The organism is Candidatus Thioglobus sp., from assembly GCF_029243085.1.
In the GTDB taxonomy this organism is placed as follows: domain Bacteria; phylum Pseudomonadota; class Gammaproteobacteria; order PS1; family Pseudothioglobaceae; genus Thioglobus_A.
Genome location: NZ_JAQWSS010000050.1, coordinates 1 through 14,791, shown reverse-complemented (window position 1 = coordinate 14,791; position 14,791 = coordinate 1). Strand labels below are relative to the sequence as shown.

Below are 14,791 nucleotides of genomic sequence, written 5' to 3'. Positions count from 1 at the left end.
ATCATGGTGCCCATGGCACCATCAAGTACTAAAATTCGCTGCTCTAAGAGAGATTGTAATATCTGTTTTGTATTCATGGCTGGTATTATACCTAAAGCCCATAAGTGACCATGCATCATAAATTCAGCTTTATAATACGTTCAAAACTACGCATAAGGATTCATATGAAAAAAACATTGTTAACCGGACTACTTGTAAGCAGCTTAAATGCACAAGCTTTTTTAGATTTTAATAGCTACGGGTCTGATTACCAAAACAATGATTGGCCAATTTGGACACCCATGTTTTGGATGGAAAAAGTTAAAGATAACAATATGTTTAGTAATAAACGTACTAATAATTATGGCTACCCTTATGACAATCGTCCATTTAATGTGGGGGCGTCCCAATTCAATATGGCGCAAATGCCAACACCTGATCAAGCTTATCAAGCCGAATCAAAACAAATGCCAGCACCCACTTACATGACACCTGCTGCCATGTCTTTTGCTAATCCAAATGATAGGGGTATGTCACAACCGGCTGATTTACCGAATCCTTATCCAGCCAATTATTACTTTAAAGAGCCTAAAAGTCCGTATGGCTATGGATTTTAATTCATAATTCACTTGCAAAATTATATTATCATGTTATAATATAGTTTCTTAAATAATTTTAGATATGGAGATAAAACAATGAAAAAACTTTTAGCAATCGCATTAGTTGCGGCTTCTTTAAGCGCAAACGCGTTTTTTAACAGCAACGACATGCCATGGAACAACAGCTACAACAACAATGGTTACCAAGAAGATAACGGTATGTTTGGTTACAACCCATACGACTACTGGGATCCACGTTGGTACATGGAAGAAATGTCAAACATGGTAGATGAGTTTGATGATGAATTCAACAACGATAAGAATGGTTGGAACAACAACAACTTTAACGGTTACAACCCATACAACAACTTTAACAACCCTTGGAACAACACTCAGGCGCCTACAGCACCAGTTGCACCAACTAAGTAAGTTTTAGTTAGTTTGTAAGAAAAGCCAGCATTATTTGCTGGTTTTTTTTCGTCTATTAGAAATGAATAAGTGGTTTATAATTGAATCTATTATTAAATAAAAAAAGGGAGAGGAAAGGGTATGAAGAAAATCATCACAGCGTCACTAATGGTAGTGGCGTTAAACGCATCAGCAGGTTTTGGCAATGGCCCATGGGGTAATAACGGTTGGAATAATGCTAACAATAATGTTAATAATGGCATTATTGCCCATAACCCGTATTCAATGATGACACCGGACTGGTTTGGTGAGGAAATGGATGATATGATGGATGAGTTTGATATTGGCAACAATACACCTTGGGATAATAAAACTTTCAATAATCGTGGACCTTGGAATAACAAAAATTTCAACAATCGTGGTCCATGGAGTAATAATAACAACCCATGGCAGAATCGTAATTGGAACCAAGGCCCTTGGGGTAACTCACAACCTTTTAACTTCCGCAACAATTCATTTGGACCTATGAACAACGGCCCATGGAACTATACAAATACACCAACAACACAAACCAAATAACAACAAGGGGAAAAATATGAAAAAAATCATCGTAACAACATTAATGACAGTGGCATTAAGCGCTTCTGCATTTAGCAATAACTGGAATAGTAATGACCCAATGAACTTTGGTAGCAGCACTCCTTGGAGCAATGGCGGCAATTTTGGCAATATGAATAATGGCCCATGGAGCAATAATTCTTGGGGTCAGAATATGCCAATGAATAAAGGTAACTGGGGTCAAAACATGCCAATGAATAACAGTAACTGGGGTCAAAACATGCCAATGAATGGTAGTAACTTTAATAATGCGCCTTGGAATGGTGGAAACAATTTTGGTCCAATGAAAATGGATTCAAACATGAGTCCATTTAATAAGGGCGCTAATGGTCAGCCATTTAATTTTGGCACTAGCACTTCGCCATTTAAAATGGATACAGGTTCAAATTCGTTTGGCCCTATGAACATGAACAGCGCGCCATGGAACTATGGCTATAACCAAGCTATTCCTACCACAGCCGAAACAAGTGAAACTCCAGCAGCAGCGACCGAGTAACTTTTAGTAGTTTTTTAAGAGCCGGCTATACGCCGGCTTTTTTGTGCCTGAAAGAAACAACTCTAAAAAGCCTGCAAATGAGAGACAGTTGATTGAGGTAAAATATCCGTCCAAATTATCTATCTTTAATACAGGGCAGTAACATGAGTACAGAGTGTTTATTTTGTGAATTAAGAAACCAAGAAAGAGTTATTGGCGAATGCGATCTAACAATTACTTTTATTGATAATTTTCCAGCTTCTCCTGGACACACTCTAGTTATCCCTAAGCGCCATTTTGCAACCTATTTCGAAGCAACAGAGGCAGAATTGTTGGCAATTGGCGTTGCTGTGCAAAAGGCAAAGCTAATTCTTGATGAAGAATTTAAGCCCGATGCTTATAATATTGGCGTTAACAATGGTGAAATGGCCGGGCAAAGTATTAAGCACTTGCATGTGCATTTAATTCCAAGATATAAGGGCGATGTTGAAGATCCAAAAGGCGGTGTTCGCTGGATATTGAAAAATAAAGCTAACTATTGGGATGACAGAGACAAAGCTAAAGAAGGCAAATAGTTTGCTATTAACTGCTAGTCAGTAAATAAAGCCCGCATTTAGCGGGTTTTTTATCTAATAGGGAATTTCAAGGTAGCGACAGCACCATCTTCCATAAAGCGATTTCTTAAGCTAACCTTACCGTTATGAAGACTCATGATTTTTTTTACAAATCTGAGTCCTAGTCCATTTCCTTGCTTGCCTGTGTCAGGTCTTGCAGATGAGAAGAACCGTCTAAATATTTGTCTTCTAGCATGTTCTGGGACGCCTACTCCTTGATCTTGCACTTGGATATTAACATGTGTATTTGATTCACTGACTTTAATACTAATCGTTGAGTTTACTGGAGTGAAATCAATTGCGTTGTCAACAATATTTGACAAGGCTTGTTCAGCCAATAGTTTTTCTGCCTTAATGGTAAATTCACGCTCAACACTGTATTCAATGTTGATGCCTCTTCTAGCAATATTGCTTTTTCGGGTAGGCGACTGAAGTACATCTTTAATCAGCTCCTTGACATTGATTTTCTCTACATTTTCTAGCTGATCTCTACGCTCAATTCGTGACAAATTAAGCAATCGATTGACTAATAATTCCATTTTTGTATTCGCTTTGAGAATATTGTTAACAAAGCGTTCACGCTGGGAGCTGCTCATCGGCATAAATAAGTTTTCGGCAGTGGCCTTAATGCCGGTAATTGGAGTTCTGAGCTCATGCGCCATGGTGTTAATGTACTCTTCTACATATTCTCTACCTTCTAGGTCAACACGGAGTTTTTCAATTGCTTGAGATAGTTCTGAAAACTCTATTTGGCGAATTTTAGGAGCAATTACATTCTCTCCTTTAGAGAGGGCAGTGGTATATTTAACGAGTTTTCTAGTGCCACGAGACACAGCATAGCTTGCGCCAGCACCAAACAATAAGGAAATTAAAAATAAATAAATGGCGTATTCTTCAATGTGTTTTTTTTGTTCGATAATGTAGGGTTTTAAGTCAGCAGTTGGCTTAACAACCGTTAAAACACCAAATATTTCATTTTGATGATAAATGGGTGCAGCGACATACATAGCCTTTTGATCTGAGCTAGGGTTTGCTATATCGGGGTTAAATGCACTTGAACGTCGGCCATATTTACCCTGAAGAGTGTCATGCACATCATTCCACTGGGAGTAATCCTTACCTTTTCGAATGCCAGTTGAATCATAAATAACAATTCCATCTTGATTGGTTATATAAACTTGCAGATTTGGATTTTTCTTAGTCACTGAATAAATATCAGCATTTAATTCTCGATCTAAATATGTGCTAATTAAATTGCCTGCATGATCAACATCAAGCGTATTGTTTTTGATATCACCACCAATGATCTGAGCCAATAAATTAGAGGTATCAATCATGACATCTTCAGCTGCTTCGTCAATCCCCTTGGTAACACGTAGCAACACCTTGTCAGTGACAATCCAAACAATGCTACTGGTAATAACGAAGTAGGCAATAAACAGCTTAACGCCAATGGTTAGTTTCATAATATTAGAGAGTATCCAAGGCCACGATTGGTTTCAATATATTCATTGTCAGAATCAATTTTATTGAGCGCTGTACGAATATGCTTGATATGTGTCACAATAGTATTTTCAAGAGCACCTGTTGGCCGATCATGCATAATGTTGAGTAGATGCTCCTTTGAATGAACTCGATTTGGGTGTTCTACCATATGCATTAATATTTTGCATTCTGCCCGGGTTAACCCTACAACCTGCCCTTGTAGAAGAATTTGATGTAAATCTTTATTGATTTCAAATACTTTTTTTGTTGTAGGAGTTTCTAGGGTGTTGGTAATTGAGGTGCCAAGTTGAATGGCAGCCCGTCTTAATTGCACTTTGACTCTTGCAACTAGAACCCTAGGGCTCAGTGGTTTGGTTACGTAATCATCTGCACCTAAACCTTCAAGGCCTAAAACAATGTCAGACTCTGCGTCTCTAGCAGTAATAATAATAACGGGAACCTCTGAGATTTTTCTGATTTTGCGCAATACATCAAAGCCATTTATATCAGGCAGACCAATATCTAATAAGATTAAATCTATATCATTGTTATTAAAATGCTCAAGTGCATCATTGCCATTCGCACTCCAGTGTACATTAAATGATTCATAATCATTTTCTAATGCGAAAATAATACCTTCAGCAGTGATTTCATAGTCTTCAACTAGGAGAATATTAGGCATGATGGGGTGCTGTGTTGTTCAGATGGGGTGTATTGTAAATTATAAATAAGTAGTTTAAAAGCAACTTCATTCAAAATTCATAAACTCTACATTTTTAAAACATCATAGATTCATTTTTAAGCTCTACACTGTGCCCATTGTTTTTAGTTAATTGGATCTTAGATATGCGAAACTTTCTCCTAGTTATGTTGTTATCAACTGGTGTTGTAGCTCAAACTACTGTTTATGTAGGCGATCAAGTCAAAATACCAATGCGCGCTGATGATGTAATTGCTAAAAACAATATTATTGATCATCTTCATATTAACACCCCAGTCACCTTGATTGAAAAGCAAGCTAATGGTTGGAGTCATATTAAGCATGATAACAAACAAGGTTGGATTATTTCCAGATATTTGACTGACAAAAAACCAGTTAACACATTGGCTAAGAAGTTGCAATCAGAGCTAAATAGCGCTGAAAAAGTTAATAAAAGTCAGCATCAAGCGGCCACAGAATTAAAGCAACAAATTAAGACTCATGAAGTGGAAATCTCAAGACTTAATGTTGAAATACAAAATAACAATACACAGTCACTAGAGCTTAACAAGTTGCAAAATAAATTGTTTAAATTAGATCAGGTTAATACCGATCTAACGGATCAGGTGTCAATGCTAAAAGCCACCAACAGCTCATTACACACCACTGACTTTTTAACCATAATCAGTGCCATTACCTTGTTTTTAGGGTTAGCTATTGGCATAGGCGTGGGTAGGGCAAGTGGCAATCGAGATAATAAGATGTACACACTATAGAATTTTAACGAACCTCAACCAACTATTACTCTCTCCCTTGTTAATAGTTGAGGTAACCACTACTGCTAAAAATCCTCCTCTTTGTTTTTAGTAGTAGTTTTTTATTTAAGGAAAACTAATGAGAAAAAATGTCAAACAAAAACATTGGTCACAATCAAATGTATTCCCTGTATTTCAACTAAGCGCACCTGCACATAACCAAGAGTTTGTTGTGTTAGAAGGGAATGCTGAAGATACACTGATTTTTGGCCCTGGAAGGTCGCCTGACAGCTATCTTCCAGGTGATTGTGGCACGGTAGTCATTCATGCTAACCATCATTTTGTTTTTCTACAAAACATCAATCTGAATGATCAGATTATTTTGAGCGATCAAATGGGCATGGAGTATCAATATTGCGTGCTTGACGTTAGTATTATTGATATAGCTAAAGACTCCATTGAAGTAACTGATATTGATGAGCTAAAACTTGTGACACCTTGGCCATTTGATGGCTTTACTAAAGACAATACGTTAAATTACGTGGTTACGGCGAGAAAATATGAAACCTATCAAAACTAAATCAAACAGTACAGTAAAACTATTCAGAATAATGGATATGGATATCAGTGAACAGCAATTAAGACAAGCGCAAGCTTGGTATCAAAGCGCCAAAGCACAATCATTACATAAAGCTAATATATCTAAACAATCTTAATCTAAATAGAGCGTTTTGGTCTTTATAATAACCCAACAAATTTAACCGGAGTAAATCATGAAAAAATATTTATTAGCCGCATCAATGGCAGCAACTTTAAGTACAACAGCTATAGCAAATACAGAAAACCCAGAAGGATTTAAAAACCTTGAGCATTTAGGCTCAACGGTTGGCGCTGCGGTGGATGATGGCTTCCGTATTCTAATCGACAGTATTAATTATATTTCTGAACTACCTAGAGATACACAAAAATGGACTGTTGGACAAGTTGAAGAATTAAAAGACAGAATTTGTGAAAAGCCTGAAACAATCATTAAAACTGTCGAAGTACCGGTTGAGAAAATCGTAGAAGTGATTAAAGAAGTTCCTGTTGATAGAATCGTAGAAAAAATCGTATACATTGACAGAGATGTAATTAAAAAAGTCTACATTGAACCAAAAGAAAGACATTGTACAACTAAGCGCCAATCTGATCGATTCGGTAACGTAGAAGAAGACATTAAATGTACTGAATGGAAACAATAGTTTTTATTCATTATTAATAAACAAAAGGCCGCTGATGCGGTCTTTTTTATATCTTCATTAACAAAACACACAAACCACAGTTCAACTTCATCTTCGCTTTAGATAATGATGACTTTTAATTAAACGGAAAGTTGTTATGGCGTATTTCAAACCCCTGGGAATTATGGCCACACTGATTGCACTGATTAGTCTGTCTTATTCTCATTTTATCCGTGCTGATATCTCATTTGCACAAAAGCCAACTCAAGCAGTGGCTTCTTCATCAACAACCAATCCTATTAATACTGTTAAATCCGGTTCAATTATCTATACATTGGCTGATAACTCTGCATTGACCCAAATGGCTCTAGATACCAAAGTGCAAATGGATATTACTGGTACGATCACTAGGGTTAAACTAGAGCAAAGCTTTACCAATCCATCTAACGATTGGGTAGAAGGTGTTTATGTATTTCCTCTACCAGTAGATTCAGCTGTTGATCACTTAACCATGTATGTGGGTAATCGCACCATACAAGGGCAAATAAAAGAACGCAAAGAAGCCAAGAAAATTTACAATCAAGCCAAACAAGCAGGCAAAAAAGCGTCACTTATTGAACAACAGCGCCCAAATATCTTTACCACTAACGTGGCTAATATCGGCCCAGGAGAAACCATCAAAATTGCTATTGAGTATCAACAAGCCGTTAAGATTGATCAAGACAAATTCTCGATTAGATTTCCAATGACCATTGGGCAAAGATATATTCCTGGCCAGCCTATTGCCACACCCAAAGACAATATCAGCATGCGTTCAAACACTCATCGAGTTAAAGATGCAGTCAAAATCAGCCCACCTATTAGCCCAAATGTTGATAGACCAATCAGCATCGCAATTAATCTAAAAGCAGGTTTTAATACGGCTAGTGTTAATGCCAGCTATCATGACATTAGCGTGGTTGATATCGACCCCTTAACAAAGCACATCACTCTAGATAACACCAAGGGGAATAACCAAGCAAATCGTGATTTTGAACTTGTTTGGCAAGCTGATAATGCATTAACCCCTGAGCTGGCTCTATTTACCCAGCAACAGGGTGATGACCATTACCTCATGCTCATGGCAACCCCGCCAGCAGACAAAGCCTTTAAACAATTTAACACGCCAAGAGAGCTGATCTTTGTTATTGACTCTTCCGGTTCAATGATGGGTGCTTCTATGGCTCAAGCATCTAAAGCCTTGGTGCAAGCCATTCATAGACTTAAGCCAACTGACAGATTCAATATTATTGATTTTGACTCAGGCTTTGATCCCTTGTTTGATAGCGCCATGCCAGCTATTAAGATGAATAAAAAACACGGTATTCGTTTTGCCAATAACTTAGATGCTAGTGGCGGCACTGAACCCCTTGAGGCGATCAAATTTGCTTTAAATTCGAGAGATTCTCACGCAGATGACTACTTACGTCAAATCGTTTTTCTAACCGATGGACAAGTAGGTAATGAAGCTGAGATATTTCGCACAGTGCATCAACATATCGACAACGACAGATTGTTCACCATTGGCATTGGTTCTGCACCGAATGCACACTTGATGACAACCCTAGCTGAATACGGCAAAGGTGCCTATACTTTCATTGGCGATATTGTCGAGGTCAAAGACAAAATGCTAGCGCTGTTTGCCAAGTTAGAATCTCCAGCAATGACCAACATTCACATTAATTTCCCAATGAACATCCATGCCGAGCAAGCGCTAGGTGCAGTTTCCGACCTATATAAAGGCGAGGTGATTACCGCCGTCTTTAAACTCAACGCCATTCCTAATAAACTTAGTATTAGTGGCAATACAGCTAATGGCGTATTTACTAAGGAGGTGCCAATAACAGCCAGCAATAACACAACAGGTATTGATGTAGCATGGGCTAGACGTAAAATTGAGCAAATGATGCATGAATACCACACGCAATATCGCCGTATTGATCGAGATAAAATTCAAGCAGATATAACCAATCTAGCCCTAGATCATCATTTAGTATCTAAGTTTACCTCGCTTGTTGCCGTTGATATCACCCCAACCAAACCAGGTAGTCAAACCAATGTCACGAAAACCGTGGCCAACAAAGTAAAGGCCGCCAAAACAGCCACCAATTCACAATTATGGATGATACTAGGTTTGTTTATTATTCTATTATCAGTTGTGACTCGTCGCAAGGCGGCATGATGAATAGATCAGCATTACTAGCAATTATTGGGTTGAGTGCCTTTGCCTATGGTGCCTACATACCCATTAAAGCAGAGGTAGCCCAATACATGATCCAATCAGCCTGGAATGTTGCTAATAAAACTAGCTTTCAAGTCAAACCTTGGAATTGGATGGACTCTCATCCCGTGATGCGGCTTAAATCAGCCAAGCATAATCAAGATTTAATCGTACTTGAGGGAGATACGGGCAATGTCTTAGCGTTTGGGCCTGGACGCAATATTCAATCAAACCATCCAGGCAATAGGGGTACTACACTCATTTCTGCCCATCGAGACACCCACTTTAATTTTTTAGAAAATATCGCTTTAGGCGATCGTCTTGAAGTAGATTCAATCTATTCTCAAGATAATTATCATTATCAAGTAAGCGATATCAAAATTATTGATTCTGATAAAATTGATATTGATATTAACAACGGAACATCAGAGCTTAAGTTAGTCACCTGTTATCCGTTTAATGCCGCAATTGCAGGCGGGCCATTGAGATATGTAGTAACTGCCAATTTGGTTAAAAATTCATGATAAAAATCACCCAAACAAAAGTAAACATCTTGTTATTGTTCAGCATTGTTATGCTGAGCTTGCAAACCATTAGTTGGCATCATGAATTAAGAGAACTGTATATAAAAAACGGCAAAGTACTAAAAGAATATAACGATCTATTGGCACATAATAAGCAATTATTGCTCAATATGTCTAGTTCTATCAGTGGTGAAGAGGTTAGAGAAAAAGCAATTAATGTATTGCACATGAGACCTCCAAAGATAGATAAAGATCGCCCATGGAAAAGTGAGGTGCAATATATTGAATTGCCTGAGTAATTTATCCAATTATTTGTTTAATTTTTACCAGGGAAATAAAACCCCAGCAGGCTGGATTTAATTAAAATATTTCTTAGTTTGCTTGCTGGTTAATAATACGAGGAAAATTATGTCAAAAATGCACGTCCATATCTCGGTTGAAAACCTTGAAGAATCCATTAAATTTTATTCATCTTTGTTTGGTTCACAGCCAACTAAATTAAAAACTGATTATGCCAAATGGATGCTTGATGATCCATCGGTCAATTTTGCTATTTCTGCAAGAGGTGCTGCTGTGGGTATCGACCACATAGGTATCCAAGCCGAGAATGAAGATGAAATGCAAGCTTTAAGAGACAGAATCAACACAGCTGACATAGACACATTTGATGATGGGCAAGCGGTTTGTTGCTACTCAAAATCTGACAAAAGCTGGATACAAGATCCAAGCGGCATCGCTTGGGAAACTTACCACACCATGGATGAGGCGAATTTTTTCCATGAAGAGAGCCAAGAGAGTTCTGAAAGCGCTTGTTGTGTACCAGAGATGAAACCTAAGCAAGATTCTTGCAAACCAGACACCGGCTGTTGTTAACAGCCCTACAAATATGACTGATCAATTAAATTTAGAACAAAAACAATTCTTCTACAAAAAAGCCCAATCTCCCAATGCGAATATCGCTTGGGCATATATTGAGCATGCTGACAATACTGATAACCCTTGTAGTGTTAGCTTGATAGACAATGTATTTGGCGTTTATGAAACTCTTCAGTTTGAGTCTTCAGCTGCAGCAATAGATCATCTTATTCAGGATGATTATAAAGACCTCGACATGCGTGAAAAAATCGCCATGGCGGATGACATTACGCCACCAAGGCCACCTTTTGCAAGCTCGCCAATCACCGCTGAGAGTTATTGGTGTAAAGTAATCGGTATGGGCGAGCATAACTGGGCTGTTATCATCCCAAACAACAATCGTTTTGAGGTTATTTTCTTTATGGATGACAGCCGAATTTTTGATAAGATGAATTTCTTCTCAGAAGATCAAGCGAAAGCTGCCCTAGAAAATAACGACTTTTCTTGGTATGAGGACGATGAATTGTTACAACGATTCGTTCACTTGCCTTTGCATCCATTTGGCCATACTGAACACCCAAGTGGCAAAATCTATTCTTCGGGTAAATATTGGCTACAGTAATTAGCAGTTCATCAATTCTACATTCAAACTACATGTAGCTTCAACCACTGCTTAGGATAATCATAACTTTTAATCCAATCAAAGTTATTGTGAAAATCTATACAGTATCAAAAGATAGAAGGAAAAGAATAAAAAATGAATGAAATTATTTGTCCAAATTGCGAAAAGGCCTTTAAAGTAGATGAAGCTGGCTTTGCTGATATTCTTAAACAAGTTCGTGACCATCAGTTTGAAGAAGAGCTGTCAAGTCGACTAGCTCTTGCAGAGAATGAAAAGAATGCTGCAGTTGAACTTGCAAAGGCTAATATTAAAAATTCATTACAAGAACAGTTGGCGCAAAAAGACCAGCAACTCACTGAGTTAAAATCTAAAAGTGATGCTGAGCTAGCTAAGCAATTAGCGCAAAAAGAGGTGGAAATCTCTGAAATTAAATCTAAAGTTCAGAATGCAGAGATAGAGAAAAAACTTGAAGTTTCAGAAGCTGTTAAAGCAATAGAAAAAGAGCGTGATAACCTAACTAATGATTTAAAAATAAAAGAGGCAGAAAAAGAATCGCTTGAGATTTCAATTAAGGATAAATATACGAATCAGTTAGTTGTTAAAAATGAAACTATAAAAATGAAAGACGATGAAATTAATCGTCTGAAAGACTTTAAGCAAAAGCTTTCAACAAAAATGGTGGGTGAAACATTAGAACAACATTGTGAAATCGAATTTAATAAACTTCGAGCAACTGCGTTTCAGCATGCTTATTTTGAAAAAGATAACGATTCAAAAGGTGGCACCAAGGGTGACTATATCTATAAAGAAACTGATGAGGCGGGCAATGAAATCATTTCAATTATGTTTGAAATGAAAAATGAGAATGATGAGACTGCAACCAAAAAGAGAAATGAGGATTTTTTTGCTAAATTAGATAAAGATCGTCAGGAAAAGGGTTGTGAATATGCGGTATTGGTGTCTCTTTTAGAATCAGATAATGAGCTTTACAATACGGGTATCGTTGATGTGTCACACAAGTTTAATAAGATGTATGTAGTTCGCCCTCAATTCTTTATACCTATTATCACACTGCTTAGAAACGCTGCGATGAATTCTATGGAATATAAAGCAGAGTTAAATTTGATGAGAAATCAAAATGTAGACATTACTAATTTTGAAGAAAAAATGGATACGTTTAAGAAAGGTTTTGCCAAAAACTATGATTTAGCCAGTCGTAAATTTAAAACAGCGATTGATGAAATTGATAAAACCATTAGTCATCTCCAAAAAACCAAAGATGCGCTATTATCGTCAGAAAACAACCTGCGCTTGGCTAATAATAAAGCGGATGACTTAACCATTAAAAAGTTAACGCATGGAAACCCTACCATGAAGGCTAAATTTGACCAGGGAAATGAAAAAGCATAGGCATATTGCTTAAGGCTTTAGTCCACAAAGAGATTTGTTTGAATAGGCTGGTTAATGATTGCAAAGGATGTATTGTCCTTATTGCAAGTAGAATCAGGGTTTTATTGATAGCAGAAAGGATTGGAGTGAATATTGGATGTATTGCATTGTTTAATGGCGGTATTTTTACTTACGCACCAAATAGTAAGAAATAAAAACACCAATAGTTATCTCTAGCACTGCGTATAAGATGTATTCAAATCCAAACGTAGCGGAGAATATAATAAAACCCCACATCACTGCTGCAACTACCGCTCTACTGATTTTGTTCCAAGTCCATTGAGGTGCGCCAGTAGGTCCTTGAATGGCAAACCTGCCTACGGGCTCAACTGCCATGCCAATTAAAACACCAATGATTGCGTAGGCAAAATTAAATATATCCATGATTGATATTTTAAGCCTTATTGTGAATTAAAAGTATCTGCTAGATAAGTCTTGTTATTAAGATGATATTTAAATAGATTTTTTATTCATTTGAATAATGTTACAATATTCAAATGAACACAACAACACAAACTCATGGCGGCGCCAGAACGGGCGCTGGGCGTAAAAAGAACTCGGGTAAATTTAAAGAAGATACTAAAGTAATGCGTGTGCCAGTTAGCCTGGTAGGCCAAGTTAAATCTACTCTGGATGTTTATAAATCTCAGCTCAAGTCTGATGTGGAAGTGCTTGAGCCAGATTTTAATGCGCCGAGTTTATCCATTCCTATTTTTTCTTCACGTGTGCAGGCGGGTTTTCCTTCTCCTGCGGATGATCACCTAGAAGATCGGCTTGATTTAAACAAGCACTTGATTCACCATCAAGAGGCTACTTTTTTTGTACGTGCACAAGGTGAATCAATGCTAAATGCAGGTATCCACCCTGGAGATATTTTGGTGGTGGATAAATCCCTGCCTGCTAAAAGTAGTAAGATTGTTATTGCTGTGGTGGATGGTGAGTTTACCGTTAAGCGCCTGCATAAATATAAAGGCAAGATTACTTTAAAAGCAGAAAATCCAGAGTTTGAAGATATTGAAATTCGTGAAGGCAATGAGCTGATTATTTGGGGTGTGGTGACATCGGTTATTCATCAGTATGCCTAAGTTGAATCAGCAAAAATTTGCATTGGTAGATTGCAATAATTTTTATGCCTCGTGTGAGCGCGTGTTTGATCCAAAATTAGAGCGCGAGCCTATTGTGGTTTTGAGTAATAACGACGGCTGTGTGATTGCACGCTCGAATGAGGCTAAATCACTCGGAATCAAGATGGGTGTACCGTATTATCAAGTGAAAGATTTGATTATTGAGAGATCAGTGGTGGTTAAATCCTCAAACTATCCTTTGTATGGCGATATGTCATCACGAGTGATGAAGGTTATCAGCCAATATTCCCCCGTGCAAGAAGTGTACTCAATCGATGAAAGTTTCTTAGATTTATCAGGCTTAATGGTTAATCTAAACACACACATGCAAGCGCTTAAAAACCAAGTTAAATCCTGGACAGGTATTCCTGTTTGCGTGGGTATGGGCAGTACTAAAGTTTTGGCCAAGTTGGCCAATCGGATTGCTAAAATTTACCCAAGGTTTAACGGGGTGTTTGATATTGATGCTTTGCCTGATCATCGTTTTAAAAAGTTGCTAGACTCTGTTGAGGTAGGCGATGTATGGGGCATAGGGCGTAAATCTGCGCAAAAGCTTAAGCAAGTTGGTATTCATAGTGCGTATGATTTTTATCAAGCTGATATTGGCATTATTGAAACCTTATTAGGCGTCAATGGAAAGCGTATCTACCGTGAGCTGTATGGGCACTCTTGTTTGGCGTTAGAGGAAATTGCACCTGCTAGAAAGCAAATCGTCTCTTCACGCTCTTTTGGGCTAGATTTAAGTGATTTTGATGAAATTAACCAAGCATTAACCAGCTTAACTAGAAAAGCTGTTAATAAGCTTAACCAGCAATCTTTAGCAGCAACTTCAATGAGCGTGTTTATTTATACCAACCCTTTTAAAAAAGGTGTTGAGTGTATTAATTTATCCAAAACCATGGGTATGAGTACACCTATTAGTGATGAAAATTTACTAATTCCCTTGTGTGCCAAGCTGCTTAAGCAAATTTATGAACCAGGCTATGGTTTTTATAAGGGTGGTGTAATGTTGGGTAATTTAACGCCAGATGAGAGTCAGCAAGACTTATTTGCTGTTAGTCAGAAAAACAAGCAGTTAATAGATCATCCGTATGGAAATTTATT

19 protein-coding genes are annotated in these 14,791 nt (G+C 37.6%); 16 read left to right on the top strand and 3 right to left on the bottom strand.

Going from position 1 to position 14,791, the window contains the following annotated elements; genetic code table 11:
* Positions 1-164: 164 nt before the first annotated feature.
* The 5 genes from P8M52_RS03105 to P8M52_RS03085 all read left to right on the top strand — a co-directional run bounded on the left by P8M52_RS03105 (position 165) and on the right by P8M52_RS03085 (position 2,654).
* Positions 165-596, top strand: a complete 432-nt coding sequence (locus P8M52_RS03105) for a hypothetical protein (protein WP_300307169.1) — start codon at positions 165-167, stop codon at positions 594-596.
* A 78-nt stretch (positions 597-674) separates the two neighbouring features.
* Positions 675-1,007 (top strand): hypothetical protein, encoded by a 333-nt coding sequence (locus P8M52_RS03100; RefSeq protein ID WP_300307166.1) that lies wholly within the window; start codon positions 675-677, stop codon positions 1,005-1,007.
* A 120-nt stretch (positions 1,008-1,127) separates the two neighbouring features.
* On the top strand, positions 1,128-1,565 hold the full coding sequence (locus P8M52_RS03095) for a hypothetical protein (protein ID WP_300307163.1): 438 nt from the start codon (positions 1,128-1,130) through the stop codon (positions 1,563-1,565).
* A 16-nt stretch (positions 1,566-1,581) separates the two neighbouring features.
* Positions 1,582-2,100, top strand: coding sequence for a hypothetical protein (locus P8M52_RS03090; RefSeq protein ID WP_300307160.1), 519 nt, complete (start codon positions 1,582-1,584; stop codon positions 2,098-2,100).
* A 143-nt stretch (positions 2,101-2,243) separates the two neighbouring features.
* Positions 2,244-2,654, top strand: a complete 411-nt coding sequence (locus P8M52_RS03085) for an HIT family protein (protein WP_300307157.1) — start codon at positions 2,244-2,246, stop codon at positions 2,652-2,654.
* Positions 2,655-2,704: 50 nt separating this feature from the next.
* Here the strand turns inward: P8M52_RS03085 and creC are convergent, their stop codons facing one another.
* On the bottom strand, positions 2,705-4,159 hold the full coding sequence (creC, locus tag P8M52_RS03080) for a two-component system sensor histidine kinase CreC (RefSeq protein WP_300307153.1): 1,455 nt from the start codon (positions 4,157-4,159) through the stop codon (positions 2,705-2,707).
* Positions 4,156-4,860: a response regulator gene (locus P8M52_RS03075; RefSeq protein WP_300307149.1), complete on the bottom strand. Its 705-nt coding sequence runs from the start codon at positions 4,858-4,860 to the stop codon at positions 4,156-4,158. Before P8M52_RS03075 ends, creC begins: the two co-directional genes overlap by 4 nt.
* A gap of 164 nt (positions 4,861-5,024) precedes the next feature.
* Here P8M52_RS03075 and P8M52_RS03070 point away from each other — a divergent pair, with 164 nt between their 5' ends.
* From P8M52_RS03070 to P8M52_RS03030, 9 genes are all read left to right on the top strand, one after another.
* Positions 5,025-5,654 carry a TIGR04211 family SH3 domain-containing protein gene (locus P8M52_RS03070; RefSeq protein WP_300307145.1) on the top strand — a complete coding sequence of 210 codons (630 nt, stop codon included), beginning with the start codon at positions 5,025-5,027 and terminating at the stop codon, positions 5,652-5,654.
* A 118-nt stretch (positions 5,655-5,772) separates the two neighbouring features.
* A complete protein-coding gene (locus P8M52_RS03065) occupies positions 5,773-6,213 on the top strand; it encodes a sortase (RefSeq protein ID WP_300307140.1) in 441 nt (146 codons plus the stop codon).
* A 193-nt stretch (positions 6,214-6,406) separates the two neighbouring features.
* Complete coding sequence (locus tag P8M52_RS03060) at positions 6,407-6,874, top strand: hypothetical protein (protein ID WP_300307137.1); 468 nt, start codon at positions 6,407-6,409, stop codon at positions 6,872-6,874.
* A gap of 163 nt (positions 6,875-7,037) precedes the next feature.
* Positions 7,038-9,074 carry a marine proteobacterial sortase target protein gene (locus P8M52_RS03055; RefSeq protein ID WP_300307134.1) on the top strand — a complete coding sequence of 679 codons (2,037 nt, stop codon included), beginning with the start codon at positions 7,038-7,040 and terminating at the stop codon, positions 9,072-9,074.
* Complete coding sequence (locus P8M52_RS03050; RefSeq protein ID WP_300307131.1) at positions 9,074-9,637, top strand: class GN sortase; 564 nt, start codon at positions 9,074-9,076, stop codon at positions 9,635-9,637. The genes P8M52_RS03055 and P8M52_RS03050 overlap by 1 nt, the downstream gene beginning before the upstream one ends.
* A complete protein-coding gene (locus tag P8M52_RS03045; RefSeq protein WP_300307128.1) occupies positions 9,634-9,936 on the top strand; it encodes a cell division protein FtsL in 303 nt (100 codons plus the stop codon). The genes P8M52_RS03050 and P8M52_RS03045 overlap by 4 nt, the downstream gene beginning before the upstream one ends.
* A gap of 109 nt (positions 9,937-10,045) precedes the next feature.
* On the top strand, positions 10,046-10,510 hold the full coding sequence (locus P8M52_RS03040) for an ArsI/CadI family heavy metal resistance metalloenzyme (protein ID WP_300307125.1): 465 nt from the start codon (positions 10,046-10,048) through the stop codon (positions 10,508-10,510).
* Between the two features lie 13 nt (positions 10,511-10,523).
* Positions 10,524-11,114 (top strand): hypothetical protein, encoded by a 591-nt coding sequence (locus P8M52_RS03035; protein WP_300307122.1) that lies wholly within the window; start codon positions 10,524-10,526, stop codon positions 11,112-11,114.
* Between the two features lie 135 nt (positions 11,115-11,249).
* Positions 11,250-12,524: a DUF2130 domain-containing protein gene (locus tag P8M52_RS03030; protein ID WP_300307119.1), complete on the top strand. Its 1,275-nt coding sequence runs from the start codon at positions 11,250-11,252 to the stop codon at positions 12,522-12,524.
* A gap of 165 nt (positions 12,525-12,689) precedes the next feature.
* Here P8M52_RS03030 and P8M52_RS03025 read toward each other — a convergent pair whose 3' ends face one another.
* Positions 12,690-12,947, bottom strand: coding sequence for a hypothetical protein (locus P8M52_RS03025; protein ID WP_300307116.1), 258 nt, complete (start codon positions 12,945-12,947; stop codon positions 12,690-12,692).
* A gap of 113 nt (positions 12,948-13,060) precedes the next feature.
* Here P8M52_RS03025 and umuD point away from each other — a divergent pair, with 113 nt between their 5' ends.
* On the top strand, positions 13,061-13,648 hold the full coding sequence (gene umuD / locus P8M52_RS03020) for a translesion error-prone DNA polymerase V autoproteolytic subunit (RefSeq protein ID WP_300307113.1): 588 nt from the start codon (positions 13,061-13,063) through the stop codon (positions 13,646-13,648).
* On the top strand, positions 13,641-14,791 hold a 1,151-nt coding region (locus tag P8M52_RS03015; RefSeq protein ID WP_300307110.1), incomplete at its 3' end, for a Y-family DNA polymerase. The genes umuD and P8M52_RS03015, both read left to right, overlap by 8 nt.